Source organism: Achromobacter sp. RW408 (assembly GCF_003184165.1).
Taxonomy (GTDB): Bacteria; Pseudomonadota; Gammaproteobacteria; order Burkholderiales; family Burkholderiaceae_B; genus Achromobacter; species Achromobacter xylosoxidans.
In genome coordinates this window covers 357,036-377,614 of the sequence record NZ_QHHO01000046.1, presented here as the reverse complement: position 1 = coordinate 377,614, position 20,579 = coordinate 357,036, and the positions used below count along the sequence as shown (strand labels likewise).

The 20,579-nt window shown below is 65.1% G+C and carries 20 protein-coding genes, 1 tRNA gene and 1 pseudogene; 5 read left to right on the top strand and 17 right to left on the bottom strand.

All coding sequences use genetic code 11. The annotated features are described in order from the left end of the window. The first annotated feature begins 1 nt into the window (after window position 1). The 5 genes and pseudogenes from DK459_RS11775 to DK459_RS31195 all read left to right on the top strand — a co-directional run. Window positions 2-7,891 (top strand): LPD38 domain-containing protein, encoded by a 7,890-nt coding sequence (locus DK459_RS11775; RefSeq protein WP_110134743.1) that lies wholly within the window; start codon window positions 2-4, stop codon window positions 7,889-7,891. Window positions 7,892-7,956: 65 nt separating this feature from the next. Further along, a complete protein-coding gene (locus DK459_RS11770; RefSeq protein WP_049054115.1) occupies window positions 7,957-8,367 on the top strand; it encodes a M15 family metallopeptidase in 411 nt (136 codons plus the stop codon). After that, a complete protein-coding gene (locus DK459_RS11765) occupies window positions 8,364-8,909 on the top strand; it encodes a DUF2514 family protein (RefSeq protein ID WP_233256798.1) in 546 nt (181 codons plus the stop codon). The genes DK459_RS11770 and DK459_RS11765 overlap by 4 nt, the downstream gene beginning before the upstream one ends. Window positions 8,910-9,029: 120 nt before the next feature. After that, window positions 9,030-9,227, top strand: coding sequence for a hypothetical protein (locus tag DK459_RS30400; RefSeq protein WP_123767410.1), 198 nt, complete (start codon window positions 9,030-9,032; stop codon window positions 9,225-9,227). A 38-nt stretch (window positions 9,228-9,265) separates the two neighbouring features. Next, window positions 9,266-9,436 (top strand): annotated as a pseudogene (locus DK459_RS31195) (lysis system i-spanin subunit Rz); the annotation flags it as partial. Window positions 9,437-9,524: 88 nt separating this feature from the next. On the opposite strand, the gene DK459_RS31130 reads toward DK459_RS31195, so the two are convergent. The 17 genes from DK459_RS31130 to DK459_RS11680 form a co-directional block, all read right to left on the bottom strand. Continuing rightward, window positions 9,525-9,647 carry a hypothetical protein gene (locus tag DK459_RS31130; protein WP_020928351.1) on the bottom strand — a complete coding sequence of 41 codons (123 nt, stop codon included), beginning with the start codon at window positions 9,645-9,647 and terminating at the stop codon, window positions 9,525-9,527. A 172-nt stretch (window positions 9,648-9,819) separates the two neighbouring features. Then, the gene (locus tag DK459_RS11755; RefSeq protein WP_082390965.1) at window positions 9,820-10,305 is read right to left on the bottom strand and encodes a hypothetical protein; all 486 of its coding nucleotides are present in this window, start codon (window positions 10,303-10,305) and stop codon (window positions 9,820-9,822) included. An 18-nt stretch (window positions 10,306-10,323) separates the two neighbouring features. After that, the gene (locus tag DK459_RS11750; RefSeq protein WP_110134741.1) at window positions 10,324-11,439 is read right to left on the bottom strand and encodes a HigA family addiction module antitoxin; all 1,116 of its coding nucleotides are present in this window, start codon (window positions 11,437-11,439) and stop codon (window positions 10,324-10,326) included. A 594-nt stretch (window positions 11,440-12,033) separates the two neighbouring features. Continuing rightward, entirely contained in the window at window positions 12,034-12,333 is a 300-nt protein-coding gene (locus tag DK459_RS11740; RefSeq protein WP_110134740.1) for a hypothetical protein, read from the bottom strand. Window positions 12,334-12,438: 105 nt separating this feature from the next. Next, a complete protein-coding gene (locus tag DK459_RS11735; RefSeq protein WP_233256797.1) occupies window positions 12,439-12,966 on the bottom strand; it encodes an SOS response-associated peptidase family protein in 528 nt (175 codons plus the stop codon). A gap of 43 nt (window positions 12,967-13,009) precedes the next feature. Beyond that, entirely contained in the window at window positions 13,010-13,585 is a 576-nt protein-coding gene (locus tag DK459_RS11730) for a hypothetical protein (RefSeq protein ID WP_146221891.1), read from the bottom strand. Between the two features lie 135 nt (window positions 13,586-13,720). Further along, window positions 13,721-13,797: transfer RNA gene (locus DK459_RS30610), tRNA-Met, on the bottom strand. A 90-nt stretch (window positions 13,798-13,887) separates the two neighbouring features. Further along, window positions 13,888-14,970: a tyrosine-type recombinase/integrase gene (locus tag DK459_RS11725; RefSeq protein WP_199234268.1), complete on the bottom strand. Its 1,083-nt coding sequence runs from the start codon at window positions 14,968-14,970 to the stop codon at window positions 13,888-13,890. Beyond that, complete coding sequence (locus DK459_RS11720; protein ID WP_070540843.1) at window positions 14,945-15,232, bottom strand: DUF4224 domain-containing protein; 288 nt, start codon at window positions 15,230-15,232, stop codon at window positions 14,945-14,947. The genes DK459_RS11725 and DK459_RS11720 overlap by 26 nt, the downstream gene beginning before the upstream one ends. After that, complete coding sequence (locus DK459_RS11715; RefSeq protein ID WP_199234279.1) at window positions 15,229-15,963, bottom strand: hypothetical protein; 735 nt, start codon at window positions 15,961-15,963, stop codon at window positions 15,229-15,231. The genes DK459_RS11720 and DK459_RS11715 overlap by 4 nt, the downstream gene beginning before the upstream one ends. Beyond that, window positions 15,960-16,961 carry a phage Gp37/Gp68 family protein gene (locus DK459_RS11710; RefSeq protein WP_070540848.1) on the bottom strand — a complete coding sequence of 334 codons (1,002 nt, stop codon included), beginning with the start codon at window positions 16,959-16,961 and terminating at the stop codon, window positions 15,960-15,962. Before DK459_RS11710 ends, DK459_RS11715 begins: the two co-directional genes overlap by 4 nt. Further along, window positions 16,954-18,138: a hypothetical protein gene (locus DK459_RS11705; protein ID WP_110134737.1), complete on the bottom strand. Its 1,185-nt coding sequence runs from the start codon at window positions 18,136-18,138 to the stop codon at window positions 16,954-16,956. Before DK459_RS11705 ends, DK459_RS11710 begins: the two co-directional genes overlap by 8 nt. A gap of 3 nt (window positions 18,139-18,141) precedes the next feature. Beyond that, on the bottom strand, window positions 18,142-18,423 hold the full coding sequence (locus DK459_RS11700; RefSeq protein ID WP_110134736.1) for a hypothetical protein: 282 nt from the start codon (window positions 18,421-18,423) through the stop codon (window positions 18,142-18,144). A 2-nt stretch (window positions 18,424-18,425) separates the two neighbouring features. After that, window positions 18,426-18,899 carry a hypothetical protein gene (locus DK459_RS11695; protein WP_054481219.1) on the bottom strand — a complete coding sequence of 158 codons (474 nt, stop codon included), beginning with the start codon at window positions 18,897-18,899 and terminating at the stop codon, window positions 18,426-18,428. After that, on the bottom strand, window positions 18,899-19,453 hold the full coding sequence (locus DK459_RS11690; RefSeq protein WP_060721050.1) for a hypothetical protein: 555 nt from the start codon (window positions 19,451-19,453) through the stop codon (window positions 18,899-18,901). The genes DK459_RS11695 and DK459_RS11690 overlap by 1 nt, the downstream gene beginning before the upstream one ends. Further along, on the bottom strand, window positions 19,450-19,815 hold the full coding sequence (locus DK459_RS11685) for a hypothetical protein (protein WP_049054998.1): 366 nt from the start codon (window positions 19,813-19,815) through the stop codon (window positions 19,450-19,452). The genes DK459_RS11690 and DK459_RS11685 overlap by 4 nt, the downstream gene beginning before the upstream one ends. 125 nt (window positions 19,816-19,940) lie before the next feature. After that, window positions 19,941-20,555, bottom strand: a complete 615-nt coding sequence (locus DK459_RS11680) for a 3'-5' exonuclease (RefSeq protein WP_110134735.1) — start codon at window positions 20,553-20,555, stop codon at window positions 19,941-19,943. Window positions 20,556-20,579 lie beyond the last annotated feature (24 nt).

Here is a 20,579-nt window from a genome sequence, read left to right as displayed (position 1 = left end):
GATGGAAAACTTTGAAAATCCCGCTGACGGGATCGAGTTCAAAGACAACGTGGCAGCGCGCCGCGATCAGGTCCGCGCCGACCTGGATGTCCAGTTCTCGGACGCCGGTGCGCCGGCGGGCGCCACCGGGAAGCCCTTGCCGTTCACTTTCCGCGTAGCCGACTACACGCGGCCGCAGCAGGATGGCGGCGGCATTGAGTTCGTCGACTTCCCCAAGACGCTCGCCGGCGGCGCGATCAAGGGCGCCGGCAGCGCCGTGCGCGGCGTGGGGAAGGTTGCCGAAGGCCTGGGTCGGGTCGGCGTGACTGCGGTGAACCAGGCCTTTGATGCTGGCTTGGAAATCCCCACCAACCCACTGGAGGGGGCGGCGGATGCAACGCATCGCCTGGGCGAACGAGTGCTGGATTCGCGCACGGAAGAGGCGAAGCGCCGTGAGGCCGACTCGCAACCGGGCGGCGACCTGGACAAGCCGGAGACCTGGACGCTGGGCCGCGACCCGTCAGCATCGGGCTTGGCCCTGCAGGCGCTGAACGCCGGCGGTTCCAGCGCGCTGCCCGTACTCGCGTCGGTGGCCGCCGGCCCCTTGGGGGTCGGGGCCCGCATGGCCGCAGGCGCTGCTGCTGGCGGCGCCATGGGCGGCGGTAATGCGATCGAGCAGGCGCGAGAAACGATCGACGGCCTGGACGACCAGCAACTGGCCGCCGCATCGTCCGCATATCGAGATCTGATCGCGCAGGGCGTGACGCCGGAGGAAGCGCGCGCCCGGGTGCGCGCCGACGCCGAGAATGCCGCATTCGTGCGCACGCTGCCTGTGTCCGCTGTCGGAGGCGCGGCTACCGGCCGAATCCTGTCGCCGGCCGGGCGGGTGCTGGGCGATCGCGGAGTGGTGGCGCAGACGCTGGGCAAGGCTGGCCTGGCCGGCACCGAGGAAGCCGTCCAAGAGGTAGGCGAGGGGTATGCCACCCAGAAGGGTATCAACGCCGGCGCGGGCATGGCGCTGGACCCGATGGCCGGATCATTCGGCAACGCGGCCCTGGGCTTCGTCGCAGGCATGGGGCCGGGCGCGGTGCATGGCGCAACCGAAAGCGTGCGCCACCGTGGCGTGCCGTCGGCGCCAAGCCTCGAGGCGGGCGACGTGATGCACGCCAGCGGCAAGCCGTTTGTGACGGCCAGCGCCGCGCGCCAGCGCGCCGAGGAGCTGGGCGAGGGGGCGCAGGTGCTGCGCTACGAAAACGGGTTCATCGTGCGGCCTGGGGCGGCGGTCGACCAGCAGGCCGCTGGCGTCGCGCCGACGGCAGCAGAGGGCAGCGGCGGCACCGAGGGCGCGCCGGACGCCGCGGACACGGCGAATGCAGACGGCCAGGGCGCAGGCTTCGCGCCGCGCCAGCAGGTCTACCTGCGGCAGAACGGCCGCGAGCTGCCCGTCGAGTTTCTGGGCGTGGAGAGCAATGCCGCGACCGCGCGCCCCGGCGGTGAACAGCTGGCCCGAATCCGGACGGCCGACGGCCGCGGCCGCTTCGTGCGGCTGTCCGAACTCTTCGCCGAGCCCATGCCGGGCAACTCGCTGCGCCAGGCCATGGGCGGCCCGGCGGCGCTCGAGGGGCCGGAGGCCTTTCCCGTCCTGGACGGGCCGATCCAGCGCGCGGCATTGCCGGCGCCGGACGGGTACGCCGCTGGCGAGGGCTTCGTCGCCCGCGACTCGTGGCGCATGCCTGCCAACGCGCCGCGCGGGATTCGCAACAACAACCCTGGCAACATCCAGAAGGGTGCCGGCTTCGACGGCGAGGTCGAGGGCAATGATCCGCGCTTTGCCACCTTCGCCACGCCGGAGGATGGTATCCGCGCGATCGGGATGAACCTGCTGACCTACCAGCGCCAGCACGGTCTGGGCACCGTGCAGGGCATCCTGAACCGGTGGGCGCCGCCGTCTGAAAACGACACCGGCGCATATGTGGGCCAGGTGGCGCGTGCGCTGGGCGTGGAGCCCAACCAGCAGCTGGATCTGAGCGACCCGGCGACGCTGACCGGGTTGACGGCCGCCATCATCCGCCACGAGAACGCCATGCAGCCTTACAACGCGGCGCAGCTGGAGGCAGCAGTAGGTGCCGCCCTGTCGGGTGCGCCGGTGCGGCGCGCGTTGCCGGCCCCGGTCTATCAGGTCGACGGCGAGGGCGTGGCGGCCACCGCTGGCCAGCGTGACGCCGAGCTGGCGCGCCAGGCGGCTATGGGCATGACGCCCGATGTCGCGGCCGCCGGCGAGCGCCACCCCGGCGCGGCAACCGACGCCGCAGCCCACGAGGCGGCCACGTCGCCGACGAACGACCGCCCCGAGCCGACCGACGCCCAGAAGGATGCCGGCAACTACAAGGTCGGGCGCACGCGCATCGCCGGCCTGGATATCTCGATCGAGAATCCCGAGGGGTCGGAGCGCCGCGGCACGTCCCCCGACGGCACCAGCTGGGCCAACCGGATGGCCGGTCACTATGGCTACATCCGTCGGACGCAGGGCGCCGACGGCGACCAGGTGGACGTATTCGTTCGCCCGGGCACCACGCCCGATTTCGCCGGCCCGGTGTTCGTCATTGACCAGGTCGATCCAGCTGGCGGCCGGTTCGATGAAGCGAAGGTGATGCTGGGCTACGACACCCGCGAGGACGCCGAGCGCGCCTACCGCGACAGCTACACGCCGGACTGGCGTGGCATGGGCAAGATCACCCAGATGGACGTGCCCACGTTCAAGCGCTGGATCGACGAAGGCGACACGACGAAGCCCGCGTCGGAATCCGGCCTGGGTACGCTGGTGGCCGAGCCCGACATTACCGCCAAGGGCGGCCGCCCCTTCCTGACCCGTGGCGCGGCCCAGCGCGCCGCCACGCTGCACGGGAATGCCGACGTCGAACCGGCGGATGGCGGTTTTGTGGCGCGCCCGCGCACTGGCCAACCCCCGCGAGAGGCGCCGGCACCTTCTGCGGCCGACTTCGCGCGCGGCGCGCGGCGCGACTTCCTGCAGATGGTGCGCCAGGCCGGAGGCATCCGCCCCGAGCTGGCAGCCGATATCTACGGCGATCGCGCCCACCTGGCGAATCGCCGGGTGCCGGGCTTGTTCCGGCAGGGTGGGATGGACGCCGACCGCCTGGTGGAGGCGATGCAGCAATCGGGCTACCTGCCGATGGACGGCGACACCGTCGACCTGGCGGGCACAGCCATGGACCGCGTGCGCGAGGCGATGGAGGGCGAGGCGGTCTATTCGCTCGAGCAGATGGACGAGGCCGTCCGCCGCGCGTATGCTGAACAGCAGGCCGAGCGGTTCAGCGATGCCAAGGATAAAAACAAGCTGGCCGAGGATCTTTTTGGCGCGATCGACGCCATGCCGGCCGACACGACCATGCAGGAGCTGGCGGCGCAATTCGATGCTGCGGTCTACCTGAGCGAGCAAGGAATCAAGGATGTCTCAACCCGAGAAGCCATTATCGAACGCGCCTCAATCCAAGCCGACGGAGACCCCGGCGTCTTCGAGGCCTCAGTTAAGTCCCAAGCAACGGCGTATGGCCGAAGGGACGTTGGCAATTCTGCGAGCGGTCCAGGCCAACCAGGAGCGCGAGGCGATGGACCAGGCGCAGGAAGTGATCCAGCGGGCCGCGCGCAAACCCTAGCGCTCGAGAATCCCACCGTCGACGGACTGCGCGATCAGGCTGCCAGCCAGGCGCGGCACGATGCATCGCAAGCCCAAGCTGTGAAGGACGCGGAAGCGCGAGCGCAGGCGGATACAGAGGCCGGGGATTTCGTCCTCAGCGGCAGCGACAGGGACGCGGACCGCGCGGCCGCGCGAGGCCAGCGCAGCTTTCTCTCTGACGGCCCGCCACTCGAGCGCCGCACGATCGAAAAGCCCCGGTCCCGCGCCGGGGTTTCTGTTTCTGAGGCCAAGAAACTGGTGTCCAACTTCATGGGCAAGTTGCCAGGCGCTGCCGGCCTGCGAGTGTCTGTGGTGGAGCGCGCCGACCAGATTCCCGAGGGGGCGAAACCGTCCGCGATGGCCGAGGGAGCCTACTACCCGGCGGGCGATGGCGGCCGGATCTACCTGGTGGCGGAAAACCTGCCCACGGCGGAGCGCCTGCAGCAGGTGCTGGCGCATGAGGTGGTCGGCCACTTCGGCGTCGAGGCGCTGCTGGGCGATCGCTTCCGCGACGTGCTGGCCGACGTGCGCCGCCTGGCTCGCGCGCCGGATGGCGTGCACATCCCACGCGACGCGGGCCCGGACCATGCGCATTACGCCACCTTCGAGGCGGTGACGGCGCGCTACCCGGACTATTCGGCCGCCAACCGCGCCCGCGAAGTCCTGGCGCGCATGGCCGAGCAGGGCAAGCGCCCTGTGTTCCTGGAACGTCTCTACGGCATGATCCGCGCTGCGCTGCGGCGGCTGGGCCTGAACCTGCAGCTGAACAACGTCGATATCCGCAAGATGGTCGTCGACGCCGGCCGGTTCCTGCAGCGCGCGCCGGCGGCGCGAGTGAGCGCCGGCATGCAGGAAGCCGCGGCCTCGATGGCGGCCAGCCGCAGTGCCGACACCACCGGCGCGACCGTGACGGTGCTGACAGGCGAGGAGCTGGGCGCGGCCGAGCTGGGCGCTAAGGAGCTGCGCGACGCTGCGCGTGCCTGGGCGGCGGAGAACCTGAAAGGGAAAAATTTCGTGAACCGCGCGACCGGTTGGGCGGTGCAGGTCAGCCAACGCGGCATCAAGGAATCGCTGTCACGCAGCGCCCGCATCAGCAAGGTCCAGTCCATGGTGGCATTGCCGGGCCTGATCGAACAGGCCATCCTGGGACATTCCGAGGCCAACCGCAACAAGCAGCGTGATCCCTTCACCAGCCAGGTCCACACGCTGTATGCGCCCGTGGAGATCGCTGGCCAGGACTACCTGGCGCGTCTGGTTGTGAAGGAAAACGCCAATGGTCACCTGTTCTACGACCACGATCTTTCCGACGTGGTGGAAGCAAAGCGCCCCGACAACACGTCCGCCGTAAGCATTCCCGCTTCCAAAGCGGGCGCAGATCGGACGCCGTCAGGGCGAGCCTTTACGGTAGAAGATATCGCGGCGATCGTCAACAGGGAGGGGCGAGCCGGCTGGGTGTTCGACCCTGGCGCGCTCGAGTCGCGCCGCCGCCACAAAGAAGCCCCGCCCGCCGCGGGGCTTCGTACTTCTGGGCCCATGGAATCGCGGGCGGCCGCGGCCACCGCCGGCGCGCCGCCGGCGCAGCCGGGTGCGGCCCGAGAGCCCAAACGCGGCGCCAAGGTCGAGCGGCCGGGCGAGACGCTGTCGGACATCGAGCGGCGCCAGCGCAACAAGTTCCTGGGGAAAATCGGCGCCTGGGCGGAACAGGAGCCCATCAAGGCGCGTTTGGCCAAGGCGTCTGATCGCTGGCAGGCGAAGCTGGTGCAGGGAATTTTCGATCAGTTCGCACCGCTCAAGGGCATCAGCGCCACCGCCTACATGCAGGCGCGGCTGTCCAAGGGAGCCGACGGCGCCGCCGAATACCTGGTGCGGCACGGCGCGGTCAAGCTGCAGGACGGCGCGCTGGACACTGCCGGCGGCAAGGGGCTGGCGGAAATCCTGGCCGGCTTGAACGGCGAACACGACCATTTCATGGCCTGGATCGCCGCCAACCGGGCCGAGCGCCTGGCTGCCGAATGGCAGGTGCGGTTCGACAATGGCGTGGCCGAGCGCTTTGCAAACGAGGCCGCCGCGCGCGCCGAGGCGGCGAAGTGGCCCGGCGCCATGGCCGAGCCCGCGTCGCGCGAGCGGCTTTTCACGCCCGACGATATCGAGGCCGGCAAGCGCCTCGCTCAGGGCAAGATGGCCGACGGCCGCGATCGCGCCACCGTCTACCGCGAAGCCCTGGCCCAGTTCAACGAGCTGCAGCGCTCCGTCCTGGACGTGGCGCAGGAGGCTGGCCTGGTAGATCCCAGCTCGCGCAAGCTGTGGGAGAGCGAGTTCTATGTGCCGTTCTACCGGGTGATGGAGGATGACGCCACCGGCACTATGGGGCCCGGCCAGATCGGCGGCCTGGTGGGCCAGCACGCATACAAGCGCCTCAAGGGCGGCACGGACAAGCTGGGCGACCTGGTCGCCAACACGGTGTCGAACTGGTCGCATCTGCTGTCCGCGAGCATGAAGAACCTGGCCGCGCAGGGCGCGCTGCAGGAGGCGGAAAAGCTGGGTGTCGCCACGCGCGTGCGCCAGGCCGAGCGCGGCAGCGTGCGCGCGATGTTCGCCGGCCAGGAGCGGCACTACCTGGTGTCCGATCCCCTGGTGCTGAACGCCCTGACGGCCCTGCACTATGTCGGCTCCAATGACCCGTTCACCAAGGCGGCGCGCAAGTTCAAGCACGCGCTGACCGTGGGGGTGACCATCAGCCCGACCTTCCGCGTGCGCAACCTGCTGCGCGACACGATCCAGGCGATGGCGATCGACAGCAACCTGTCCACGAACCCGCTGCGCAACCTGGTCGAAGGCTGGAAGGCGACGGGTGCCGAGAGCGACACCTGGCGCCGGCTCATGGCTGGCGGCGGGGCGGTGCGCTTCGGATCCTTCAACGACGGCAACGCCCGCAACGTGAAACGCCTGGTCGACGAGCTGGGCGCCCATCCCGATGACGTCATCACGTCGCCAGCCGGCATGGGCCGCGCGCTGCGCAAGGCCTTCGACTGGTATCAGGAAACCGGCGACCGATCCGAGACGATCAACCGCGCGGCGATCTACCAGCAGGCGCGCAAGGCCGGCCGCAGCCACCTGGAGGCCAGCTATGCCGCCCGCGACCTGATGGACTTCACCGCCGGCGGCACGTTCTCCGCGGTGCGGATGCTGTCGCAGGTGGTGCCGTTCTTCAACGCACGCCTGCAGGGCATGTACAAGCTGGGCCGCGGCGCGGCCGCAGACCCTGCCCGGTTCGCCGCGGTGACGGGCGCCGTGGCGATGGCGTCGGCGCTGCTGTACCTGGGAATGAAGGACGATGACGACTACAAGCATCTGCCCGACTGGGCGCGCAATTCGTTCTGGATCACGAAACTGCCGGGCACCGACCGCTTCGTCTACATCCCGAAGCCGTTCGAGATCGGGGCCCTGGGCAGCGTGGTCGAGCGCGGCACCGAGCTGGCCTTTGGCGGGGACGATTTCCGCCTGCGGGACTTCGGCCGTACGGTCGGCGCCATCCTGAGCGAGCAGCTGTCGATGAACCCGGTCCCGCAGCTGGTGAAGCCGGCTATGGAAGCGGCGTTCAACTACGACTCCTTCCGCGAGCGCGACATCGACAGCGTCGGTCAGCAGCGCCTGCCGGCCGGCGATCGCTTCACGGCGTCGACCTCGGCCGGTGCGGTGGCGCTGGGCAAGGCGCTGGGCCTATCGCCGCAGCGCCTGGAACACCTGGTGCGCGGCTACTTCGGCTGGTTGGGCACTCAGGCGCTGAACGTGTCCGATCACCTGGCCAGGCCGCTGTCGGGCCTGCCCGAGAATCCGCGCCGCGACCTGAGCCGCCTGGATAACTGGTTCGTGGTGGGCGATTTCGTGAAGGAATCCGACCCGCGCTCGAGCAAGTACATCCAGCGGTTCTATGACGAACAGCGCGAAGTCAACCAGGTCTACGCCGCCTTTTCACAGGCGCGCGAGCTGGGCGACCTCGAGCGCGCCCGCGAGCTGGCCGGCGACGACCAGATGCGCCTGCGCGCACTGTTCAAGGCTGCCGACAGCCAGCTCCGGGACGTCAATCTCAAGATCAAGGCGCTCGAGCGCGCGAGCATCCCGGCCGACGAGAAGCGCGCGCAGCTGGACCTGCTGTACCGCGCCCGTAACCGCCTGGCCGCGCTGGCCGACCAGCACGCCCGCAGCGCCCGTCCTTGACGGCCTACCACCTGATCCAACCACGGCGCGCCCTCCGGCGCGCTTTTCTTTTTCGAGGAGCCATCATGTCCGCATTCAGCCTTTCGGCGCGCAGCCTGCAGCGCCTGGACGGGGTACACCCCCGACTTGTCGAAATCGTCAAACTGGCGATCCAACGCACCGCGGTCGATTTCACTGTGGTCGAGGGGCTTCGCACGCCCGAACGCCAGCGCGAGCTGGTCGCCCAAGGCGCCAGCCAGACGCAAAACAGCCTGCACCTGCAGCAGCAGGACGGCTATGGCCACGCCGTCGACCTGGCGCCGCTGGTCGGTGGCGCGATTCCGTGGAGCGACTGGGAGCAATTTCGCCGCTTGGCCGACGTGGTGAAGGCCTGCGCGACCGAGCTGGGCACGCCCGTGGAGTGGGGCGGGGACTGGAAATCGCTCAAGGACGGCCCGCACTTTCAGCTGCCGCGGGGCTGGAAGGCAGCGGCATGATGGCCGCAGGCGTCAAGGTTGCCGGCCTGCTGGTGGGGTGGCGCGGGTACGCGGCCGCGGTACTGGTCGGGGCGCTCGCCGCTGGTGGCGCGGCTTCGGCGGTGCAGGCCTGGCGCTATACGGCGCAACTGGCGGAAATGCGTGCCGACCACGCCGAGGAACAAGCCGCGCAAGCCACGGCTACGGCCGCCGCCATCGAGGCGGTCAGAAATGAAGAAAGGCGGCGCATGGCCGCCGTGGAGATCGCCCGTGATGATGCCCAGAAACAGGCCGCTGCCGCGGCTGCTGATGCTGTTGGCGCTCGTGATGAGCGCGACCGGCTGCGTGCCCGCGCAGACACGCTGGCTCGCGCCGCAGTCACCCGAGATCCCGCCCTTGCCGACGGAAGCCCGTCAGGAGCCGCTGCCGTCGATCTGCTCGCCTACATGTTCGGCCGCGCTGTCGATCGAGCTGAAGCGCTTGCGGGCGTTGCAGACCGTGCCCGAATCGCGGGACTGACATGTGAGCGCATTTATGGGGGATTGTCGAAACCCTTTAGGTAAAGCACGGACGCCTAAAAAGCAGTTCAAGTGGAAATTCTAGAGCCATCACTTGATGTAATTAGACATTTTTAAATACATAGTGATATCGTCGAGCTTTCTCAACTTTGTGGAGTAGGTGCTATGGCAAGAGCGACCGGTGACAAAAATCTTTCGGCACGTGAGCAGCGAAAAGATGCGCAAATTGCGGAGTTGAAAAAGCGCATTGAAGCGGAGAAGGCTGCAACTAAAGTGAAGGTGGCTCGTATTAAGGAGCTCAACGAGAAGGTGAGAGATCTTTCCGCAGAAAACAAGACTCTCAAAAAGAAAAAAGCGGCGTAGTTTCCGCTTAAGTTTGACGATGGCCGCACGTCCGTACCGCCTGCCCCGCGGACGGCAGTGGAGTGTCCGACGCCGGCGCCGCCGCCGGCGTGGATCATGGAGCCCGCGCCAAACTTGATCCCGCCGCTAGATCGGATTACTTCGCCCTCCGGGCCGGGATCCAGCAACTGACGGCGCAGTTGGAGGCGAGTCAGGCTCGTCTGCGTTAGCCATTCCGGTATCGGCCGGGTCAGGGGCGGCGAGATGCACAAAAACAAGAAGCCCCCGGCCTTGGGCCAGGGGCTTTTTGATACCGGCTTAGTTGGCTTTTTTCTTGCGCAACACAATCCGGAACGGGCGACCGTCAGGGCGACGGATGACCCGTCCCTTTACGGTAATAGTCATCCGATAGATGACTTCTTCGGTGTCGTTCGGCTGCATAGGTATGCTCCAAAACGCCGCCCCAACTTTCGCCTTGACATTTGACAGCCGGCTTGGCGACCGACTACGATGCAATTTCTACTTTGCAGTCAAGGTGCGTCGTCCATGGGACCTTTGGGCTTCGCATTCTTTCGGGGCTTCGGGCGTTGGCGCGCTTCGAAGCCCTTATTCATCAAGCTGCTCTCTTGTTATTGCGGAGTTGGAGTTCTTCCACGTCGTCTGAGAAGTCCAAAACAACTTGAATTGGCTTCTCGGGTTGACGCTGGTCGTTATAGACATCCACGTCCGTCTTGAGCTGAAAGCAATCCCCAACAATTTGAAGGCGTCTTTGGGCGAACGAACGTTGAAAGTGCTCGTGCGGGGCGTTGGGGTCGTCAAGGTCTGCCCACAGTGAGAGCGTTTTGTTCCCCTCCTTCTTGGTCGTAGCGTGTTTCGCGCGGTAGCGCCGGCCATGACGATCCGTTCTGTACTCTTCGCGAAATACCTGGGCTATATCGGCTGCGATTGCATCAATGATCGTCTTGGCGTTTGGCTTATGGAGGCCATTTTTATAGGCCCAGGCCGCGAGCTCATGTGCGTCAAGTAGCCCGCTCTCATCACCTTTTTCACGCTGATAGCGCTCGATGTATTCTTTCACTGCGTTCGAGTATGCCGACATGAGTGCATCGTCCTCTAGTCAATGGTCTACGTTTCCCCAACCGTCGGTCGGGGCACTTTGAATTGCAATGTGCCTAACTTTCACTAGGTACTTGCTCCACCTGTCATAGCGATTCAACCGCTTACGCAGCTGACCGGCTACGATTCCAACATGGACTTCGAGGCGCTTGGCAAACAGCATGACCCGTTCGTCACTGAAGTACGGCGCGACACGAGCCTCGAAGTTCTCCATCTCTTTTCTGGGCACGCAAAAATCGGCAGCTGCTTCATTCGCCATGCGCTCTTCCGCAAGCACTTGGTCTGTAGCATCTCCATCCATATCCACATCCAAGATATAGCCCGCGTCTTTGCCGTGTCCTTGCAGCACGTGTTCTAGCTCGTGACGAAGCACGAACCAGAAATTGTCTATCCGGTCAAAGCGGAGCGACATTGCGATCGCCGGTTGCGTTGACGTTAACCAAAAGCACGCGCCGTCAATCTTGGTCCCCGGCAAGGCTTCGATGAAGACAAGCCGCACACCGCAATCGGCCAAAATCCCGGGCGCGTGACGAATTTCCTCGGGAGCAGATAGCAAGGCGTGCAGCTTAGGGAGCGCCGCCTCAAGCAACTCTTTTTTGAATTTCTTGCTGACGTGACTTGCTGCGATCATCCGTGCGCGAAACAACCAAGCCAATTGTTGGATGGTGGCCTCTTCGGCTTCGTCCGTCTTTTTGGCAGCGTGAGAAAAGTGAGGGCGTTGGTCCAACTGGTCGATGTTGAAAAAAGATTTGAACTGCTGCTCCAACACCTCAATGTTCTCGCTGAATTGGATCCATCCACGCTTGACCATGTCACGGACAGGGAACCGTGCGTAGAGTCGTGACCGTCGCGCGATAAGGTTGTCGGGCTTTGTCACTCTAGAAAGCTGGTACTGACTTTCCAGGTTCATCCAGAATCGCGCGTCCGGCCCTAGAGCTTCACCGAGCTGAATCGCCGTTTCTGGAGTGATGGATTTTTTGGCAGCGATGATCTCGTTGATCAGTCGGGTAGGGCGGCCCATGATTTCGGCCAATTCAACTTGAGTCCATCCCCGAGCTTCAAGCTCTTCTTTGAGGACTTCTCCCGGCGGGAAATAATCTGCTGCGGCTGCTTGCATAACGTTCTCCTGGTCAGGCATCAATGGACGGTGTCGATTGAAAGGACCTTAACCAACTCTTCTGTGTGATTCGGTTCTTGCTTAAAGCTGAGGCGCTTGTGCGTCGTAAGGCGGACTGAGCAGGTGCCGTCGCCTTCGACCCGGAAGTCCAGCATTCTCAATGTGGCTAGGGATTGAACGCTTGTTGCGCTCCTAAGCATCACGAGGCGCATACGAAAAGAACGCACTGTGTGCGGGTCCTCGCCATTCGCAAAGTGGGGGTCCGTCTCTAATCGCTGCAGCAGGCCGTCTTCATGCTCAACTATCATTGCTCAATTCTAGGCGTAACGATGAGGATGTCAATATACCACTATTACACCAAGTGTAATTTCGGCGGTGTGATGGGGGGCTGTCGGCTCGGCACAACGCTCTAGCGGTTTACGGCGTACCACCAGCTGGGTTGCCACTATTTCTGTCCCCAATTTTTAGCGCGGGGTCCGTAGCGAGCCGCAAAACGAAAACGCCCCAACCCGTGAGGGGGCTGGGGCGTTGTGCCGATGCGGTGTTCCGGCGAGTCCACCGATGGCGATGTGAATTTAGCACGACTTCAAGCTGTTAAGGCAGTTCGAAGTCACGTCCAAAGGCGTGGACGCCACCACTGTCGACCTTGCCTGCGGGGTCCCACAATCCGTCTTTCGTGACAATGATCGCTTCGCCCGTGAGGGCGACCCGAATGGCAAAGATCCAGAACGAAAGCTCGGATAGGTCCGACATCTGATACTCGGTAAGGCCCATGGTGAGGAACTGTGGGGCGGGTATCAAGCCAAGAGTCCATCTCAGTGCGATGCCGAGGGGCCAGATGCGTGCGCGGGCTGTGGTCGGCTTGAAATACAGGAGCTTTACTCGGGTTGGCATGGCAGATTTCAATCCACTATGGCGTCAACCAACCCTATCAAAGCTTTTGGCTACCAAGTACGCGGGATATCCCTAGGGGTTTATGCTTCGGCGGGGCGGTTGCCGTTATCTAGCATAGATCGTACTTGCCACCGGCCGGCGGTCGTGAACGTCGATCATGCCGCCAGCGGCATCGTTGGTGACGATGGCGAAACCGTGGGCCTCGTCCTTGTCCGCGCCGGGGCGCCAGTTGCTCAGCGCCGCGAAGTAGAGGGGCGTATTGTCGGTGGCGTGGATGAAGTAGGGCTGCTTGGGCGGCTTCGGCCCATCGACCAGGGGCTTCCATTCATACCAGCCGTCCGCCGGCACCAGGATGCGGCCGCGCGCTGTGAGCATCTTCCAGGGCCAGGCGCCAGCGAGGATCTTGTCCAGCCGCGCGCTTGACATGAGGTACTTCGAATTGTGCGGGCGCCAGCCCCAGTGCAGGCGCTCCAGTTCGAAGTCGCTGGCCAGGCGATGCATTGCCATCGGCCGCGTACCCGGCGGGATGTTGTAGAGCGGGCCAGCCGGGTCGCTGAACAAGGCTCGCGGATTGGGGAATATGCGCTCGACGTAATCGAGCGGGCCGGACTTCTGGACGATGCGACCGCACATGACTCGCTCCTCGCCTGGGGAAGTGCCAATACAGAATCTGCGATTAGTGATTCAACTGCAAGTAGGCTAGGGTCAGGGTGTCCCAACGATTTTTGTGATCGTAAATCCATCTGGCCGCCGGCAGCCAGTCGTATTCAGGCCCGTCCTCCGGCGGAGGGGTAGCATCTGTAACCGTCGAAAGTATGTACTGATCCATAGTTTTGCGGCGAAACGCGCGTATAGGGTCTTCATCTGGAAACAAGATCTTCCCATCGCCAGATGCGTTCGGCCGCCTCGGCATCTGCAGGTAGATTAGCTCCCGGCTTTGCTCGGTCACTTCGTTTAGAAAATCGTCGATAGCTGGGCTGGCGAACAAGAACTTGGCGTGTGCTCGAAGTCCTGAGATCGTCTGGATTTCCTGGTAGGTCAGTGCCCCAGAGTCCGTCAGTTTGAAGAATGCACGCACATCCTCATAGACGCGCACGCGCTTTTCAAACATGTCGAACTTGAGCTTTTTGCGCGCGGTGGTGGCGCTTTGGTAGGCTACGTAAACTGCCACCACGCCAATGATGGGCGTGCCTAGAGCCTGAACCCAGGAGGCTGGTGGCGAAGATGCAAGCCATTGCAGAAAGCTTTCCAAGCTACCTCCCATCGAAACAATCGGACTCGGACGGCCATACTGTATGGCCTACTGGATATTAGATGCTGTCTAATATCTCGTCCAAAACGCACCAATGAAAAAAGCCCCCGCTTACGCGGAGGCCTTTGAATTCTTTGGTGGCGCATCCCTGATTCGAACAGGGGACCTGCGGATTATGATTCCGGTGTCTGAACAGCCCGCAGACCCGCGCCAAATATAGATATTCCTCCCGAAACTGTCCAAAATTTCCACATCTGCGCCGCCTCTGGCGGCCGCGTCTTTCCTGGCTTCGCCTGCTGATATTAGACGGCCGGCAACGCCGTTTTGTTGGGGCTGACTGTCCCCCTCCAGCGCGATTTCACATAGATTTCCGTCGTCCGCACGGACTCGTGCCCGCACAGCACCTGAATCTCGGTCAGTGGCACGTTGGCCAGCCACATGTCGGTCGCGCCCTTTCCCTTCAAATCGTAGAACCCGAACGGTTCCGTCAACTCCCCCTCTTTCACCGCCTTGTAAATGCGGCGCCGCAGCATCGCCGATATCCCGTCGTAGGTATACGGATCCCCGTTGCGCGTGCGCACGAGATGCAGGCCTGGCCCGAGGAGGGCATCCGCGGGCGCCGCTTTGGCCAGGATCGCCTCCATTTCCGGCGTGATTCGGATGTCGACTACCTGGCCCGTTTTCGCCTGCCGGTTGCGGATCACCCTTTGGATGGTGCCATCGGCCTCGCGCTTGTTGACCACGTTGGCGGTGGTCCAGGTGATGATGTCCTCGGGCCGTTGCAAGGTTCGGTAGATCAGCTCCATCAGAATCTGCTCGGCTTTGGAAGCCCTGCCATAGATCAGGGTGTACTCGTCGTGGTCGACGTACCGGTCACGCTTCTGCTCGGGGTTGCGCGCAATTCCGAAACAGGGATTGACCTTCACCCCGGTTTCCGGCTTCCGCATCATCCAAGAGAAGGCCGCCGACAGGCACGCCTTTTCCCGGTTCGCCCGTACGGCCCGGTTCGCGTGTGCGCCGGCGTCCAGGTACTGCGCGACGTGATATCCCTGGACTTGAGGCGGCTGCATTTTTCCGAAGAATGCCGTCAGCGGTGTGATGGCCGCCTCGTAGTCGTCATAGGTGCGCTGCGCGATACCGCGACGCAGCTTGGGCAGACCGATTCGCTTTTGGCAGTCGGCCAGGAACATGCCCAGCCAGTACGCCACGGTGCCGTATTCCCCGGCCGGGTCGTTGTACAGGTTGCCCCGCCGCTTCGCCTCGTTGATATCGGTTCCGATCCGCTCCCATTTTCCGCTGCCGGGGTGTACGTAGTAGAAGGCGCCATGCTTGAGGTAGACGCGCGGCGGTAGCCCCAGGTCAGCCGATTTTCGCTTGCGTCCCATGCTTCCGTTGTCGGTTGAAAAGTTGTTGCAGCGCGGCGTGATCCGGTTGCGGAGAAGCCGGCGGCGCATGCGTGTCGTTCGCGGCTTCCGCGGGGGCGCCGGCCATGACGCGGTCAAAGGCCGTGCGGCCCACCAGCGGCCGGCCGCTGGGCTTGCGGCTGACCGGGATGCCCAGGCCTTGTAGATACCGGATCTGCGCATGCGGCTGCGTCAGCGGGTCGCAAATTTCGTTTATTTCGTCGTCCGATAGGTAGGGTTTCATCGCGGTCCCCCAGGCGGCAGGCGCCGGAACTCTACCACCCACACCCAGGGGTTGGCGTCCCAGGCGCCTGCGCCGTTGATCTGTTCCCAGAGCGCGCGGAAGGCGCGCTGCGGCCATTGCAGACGGCGCGCCAACTCATCCGCCGATTCGCCCGTATCAGTACATTCTTGGCCGACGAAAGCCGCGGCATCGAACGCACCTTCTGCCAGGGCGTCCATGTAGCTGATGGCCTGGAGCCGTTCAACGCGCACGCGGGTGACTTCCAGGATGGTGCGGCTCGCCCAGCGCGGCATGAACCGGGCATGGCGATACCTGCCCGGTTGGGGCGGGCCGTCATGGGGCGGCGTGCCGGTGTGCTTCCAGTCGCGCCTCGCGCCGTCCGCTTCGTACTGGATCGGAGCCCAGGGCGCGCTGTAGCCGGCGTCCAGGCACAGTTCGGCGATCTCGCTGCCGCTGCGCTTGTCCAGGTCTGCGGTGCTGCGCCAGGGCTCGCGCACCCAGAGGCGGTCGCCGGCCTCCCCATAGGGGCATTGCACCGCCCGCTCATGCGGAGACTGCTTGTAGACCATGTAGGCGACGCCGGCAGACACCCGCGCGCACCACCAGCCACCTGGATCGTTCTCCGGTCGAGAAAAGTACTCCAGCGCCTTGGCGCGCCGCGTCAGCGTCTTCGTGCCCGCCAGCACCGCCCGCACCATCGCTCCGTTGAAAGGGATAGGCCGTTCTTTCATCGCGGCACCTCGTTCCATTCGCTGCCATCGAGCAGCCGGCCGGCCGCCACCTTGCCCGGTCGATGAACCATCGACCAGCCGTCCGCGCTCGTTGCGCCGACCGGGTAGTCGTCGCGCGCAACACGACCGTCCCAGGCAACCGCCGCGGTGTCATAGCCGCCGGCGCCGAAATCGCCAGACCCTGGCGCCCACTCGCCCCATTGTTTGAACAGGAATGGCACTCCAGCGTCCTGGCATTGGTCGCGCAGACTGGCGGCCCAGGCCGGATGCATGGGGCGCGCGCCGGGGCCGCTCTCGCCGCCGACGATTACCCAGTCCAGCGCCTCGCCCAGGTGCAACCCAGCGCGTCGGCAGGCGGTGCCCAGGTCGACCGGCCCGAGTAGCGGTTCCATGCTCAGGAAGCGAACGCGCGCCGGCAGCTCGAGCAGCTTGGGGATATCACGGTCGGCCTCGGCTTGGTTGACGATGGTCGCGCCCAGCCAGACGTTGGGGTATATCCGGTTGAAGTCGAATGGCACCGGCAACATATTGCCCACGTTGCCGATTCGCTTCGTGAGTAGCAGCCAGTCCAGGCTGGGCGTGGCCTCGAACAGCCCGTATAGGTCCTCGCGCCAGGCCGGGTCCACGGCATTGTCGAAGACGTCAGCCAGGCTGGCGCAGAACACCCTCGCTCGGGCCGGGGCCAGCCTCAGGGAAGCGCATTTCGGCACCGGGCAGACAGGCAGGCCTCCGTTGATCTTGCCCGCGCCGTGTCCACGCCATCCGCAGTCCAGGCATTGGTAGAACGGGCTACCGTTCCAAGACAGCGGCTTGCGCCAGTTGGCGGCACTGGTCCGCCGACGCGGCGCGCCCGGCCCCCAGTTGACAGCCCTGCCACCGGCGAAGCGGGCGTTGCGCGTCTCTGCGTAGCAGTGATCGCAGCCGGGCCCGACCTTCTGGCAGCCTTCCCACGGGTTGAAAGTGTGGTCCGTCCATTCGATTTTGCTGTTCTCAGCCATCAATGCCTCCTTGACTGTTGCGCGAGTTGGAGGAGGTCAAGACCGTGCGCAGATCGGCGCACAGGCTGACGGGCTTCTCGGTGCTGCTTTCCATCCAGGTGAGCGCCTCGGCGGCAAGGTCGCGCAGTCGGGTATTCCGTGCGGCGGTCTGACGCTCCAGCATGGCGCGGCACTCGTGGCGGTGCATGCAGGCGTTGGACGGGCTGCGGATGCCTTCGGCGCTGGCCGACACAGGGTCGTCGAAGTTCAGCGCGCCACCGCGGGGATAGTCCACGGCCTCGCGGGGCTTGCCATCCCCGGCGCGCTGCTGGCCGCCGTCCTTGTCCGCCTGGGACCGTTTGAGGCCGCGGATAAGGGCGGCCCCGTTGCTGCGGAGCGTCTGGTCCATCAGCTTCGCCGCTTCCTCCAGCGCCGCATTGCGCACGTCCTCGGCGCTGGCCTGGGGAGCGGCAAGACATGCGCGCATTCTCGCCAGGGCACCGCCCTCCGATGCGTTATCCAGCGGGCGGTGCCACTCCTTCGACGAACGCCCGGTTGCGCCCATCAGAAAGATCGCCAGTTCTTGGCGCACTGCTTCCCACGTCACCGCCTCCCCGGCTACAGGGGTGCTTGCCAGCCATGTGCCGCCATCGTAAGGATCGATGAGGGTCGCCTTTGCCGTTCGTACCGGGCAGTTTGGTGCGTGCAGGTCCACGGGCTTGTTACCCCCGGGGCAATTGCAGGCTACAGGGGCGCTTGCCAGGGCGGCGCGTCGCAGCACGTCCTCGCGGACCCCGGGGATGCGGTACATGGGCGGCCGCACGCCGTTGGCGCGGTCGCACTCGTCGTTCGCGCACAGCACGGCATCGGCCTGCCCGGCTTTGCATACGTCGGTAGGGCATGCTGCCCGCTCTTCGGCTACAGGGGCGGCAATTTCCGACACCTCAAAGACACCGAACCCGACCTCCTGTAGGGCCTGGAGCAGCCCCAGCCCTCTGTCGATGAGGTCGCCCGAACTACCGCTGGCTGCCTTTTGCCAAGCGGCACCGAGGCGGTGCGCCCCGATATTCCCCGGCTGGTGGCGGTACGTAAATGCCCGGTGCGGTCCGGGGAGGTCAAACGCTGCGCCATACGCACCCAGGGTGCGAGTGAGCGTGACGACAATCGCCGGCTGCGCGATATTGTTCTGTTCATTCATAGTTCAGTCCTTTGCGCCCGCGCGCATGCTCCTGGGCACCTCGTAGACGGTCACCAGGGTTTCGTGGGCGAAAAACCAGATGTGTTCGGCGTGGATGCGGACATTGTTGGCCCTGCGGTGCTGGAGCCAGCACTTGTCCAAGAAGCGCTTGAGCTTCCCGGCCGCGTCGCCGTGCCGCTTGCCTTGATCGAAGGCGCGCTGCGCGGCAGCAGCGCGGGCCGACTTCGGCAGGCCGAGACGCTCTTTCAGGCGGGCGTCGGCATGATCGGTGATTGTGACTGCCATGTTCACCCCTCCGCGGCCTGGCGGACCTGCTGGCCGCCGTCCGGCGCCGGCAGGAGGTTGGCCGCCGCTGCATGCTCCAGCACGGTATGGCCCGTCGGCAGCATGATCTGTCCGAGAAACGCGCCTTCGAACGAGAGGATGCCAGTCTCGATGGCCATGATCTGGCCTTTGATCCAGTCGCGCAGGATCGAATACACGGCGACGCTCGCCACGTCCATGGCTTTTTTCTCGTACTGGGCCCGCGTGCCGGTGCGGCGATGGCTCCACGGGTTCTCCTTGAGCCAGGCCGCGGCGTAGCCCTTCGTCGATGCCTTCACGGAAACCTGGCGGCCCCGGTATTCGAACTGCACCAGCAGCTCGCCGGCGCCGTCGTCCACCATGCTGCCGAACTTGCTGCAGCCGAAGGCGCGCAGCAGCTTCTGGATCTCGCCCAGTGCCTTCTCGCCGCTGGTTGCGGTACTGTAGGGCAGGGCCATCAGGCATCCCTCTTACGATGTGCTGCAATGGCGTCGAGGGCAGAGCCGGCCGTCTCGCGCCAGTCAGAGCCATGTTGCAGATAATGGCCCAGCAGGAAGTGAATCACCGCCGCCTGCTCGTGTTCGGACTTGCGCTTGATCTCTCGGCCATCCGCCCGCAGCAATTCCGCCAAGTCCGCGCACCAGAAGTTAGGCCGCCCGAGGATGTCGGCAAGATCGTCGTTGAGCGGCGGCAGCACGGGCCGCACGTCGCCAGCAGAGGTGGGAATCGGATGCGCGCCGCTGTAGATGCAGTGCGATCCCTGCCACACGCCAACGCTGACGCCGCGCGGATCATGGTCCACGGTAACGGTGATCGGGGCATCCTGTTCGGTGCTGACTGCAGGCGAGGTCGGTGAAGGCTCCGCGGCCGCCAGCAGGTCGGCGAGGCGCTCCAGGCCAGCCATGGCGGTGTAGCCTTGGGGAAGAAAGCCGAGGGCGGCGCGAACCTCGGCCAGCTCGTGCTGTGCAGCGGCCACCGGGGCCAGGCGCCAGGTGTTTTCGATCTTGCTCATGCCTGCGCCTCCATGGCGATCTTGATGCGGGTTTGGTGGAACAGGTCGCCCTGGTCGTCGCGCTGGCCCAAGGCGATCACACGGCGCAGTATCGGCAGTGCGTGCCGCAGGCCTTCGATAGTGCGTTCCTGGATCGGCACCAGGTAGTGCAGCGCGATGTACAGATCACGCAGGGGCTGCAGCGGCAGTTCCTTGGCGTGGCGGATGCTCCACATCTCGAAGTGCCAGATCAGCCCTTCGATCGCGGGCGCGGCCTCGTACTTGTGGCCGTCGCAGGCCACGAAGGTCGGGTAGCCCTTGGCGTTGACCGACACCTTGCCGGTCCGGTCCAGCTCGTCGAACAGCTGTTCCAGGGGGCGCATCACGATTTCTGAGCCCATAATCAACGGGGCGGCCACGGGACGCGCCATGCGCCCCGCCCGAGGCCGTCGTCCCTCGGCGCGCCGGGCCTGGCGCCGGTCGTGGCGGTTCATGTAGGGATGCATGATTACGCGGCCTCCCTCTGCAGGTCCTGGATGCCGAAATAGACGTCCATGCAGCCGCGCACGTCCGCCAAGGCGCTATGCGCGTTCTCCAGCGGCTTGCCGGTGAAGAACAGCACCGCCTCGCTCAGGTTGGCCGTCTTGTAGTGGTGGCGGTTGGCGGCCACCATCTTGGCGGTGGGCGGCAGTTTCAGGATGGGCGTGGCCAGGCGTGCGGTGCATTCGGCCGTGCCGGCCTTCCAGCGTTCCAGGTCGTGTTCCAGTTCGCCGGCGCGGTGCTGGGCGATGCGGACGATGCGGGCATCGAAGGACTCGTTGTGCGCGATGCGCTTGCGTCCGGCCCACATCTCCAGGAACAGCGACAGGGCCAGCGTCTCGGGCACGCCCACTGCCATGGCGTACTCGGTGGTGATGCCGTGCACCTCGGTGACCTCATCGGGGATGATCCAGCCGTCCGGCCGGACGATCAGGTCCAGGCTGGCGACCGTCTCGCGCGAGTCCAGGTCGACCAGCGCCGCGGCCAGCTGCACAATATGGGGCTGGCCCGGGTGTTCAGACGGTTCCTTGAACAGCGGCAGGCCGGTGGTTTCGGTGTCGTAGAAAAGTGCCAGGTTTTGCATGTCGTGGTCCTTGTGTCAGGCGGC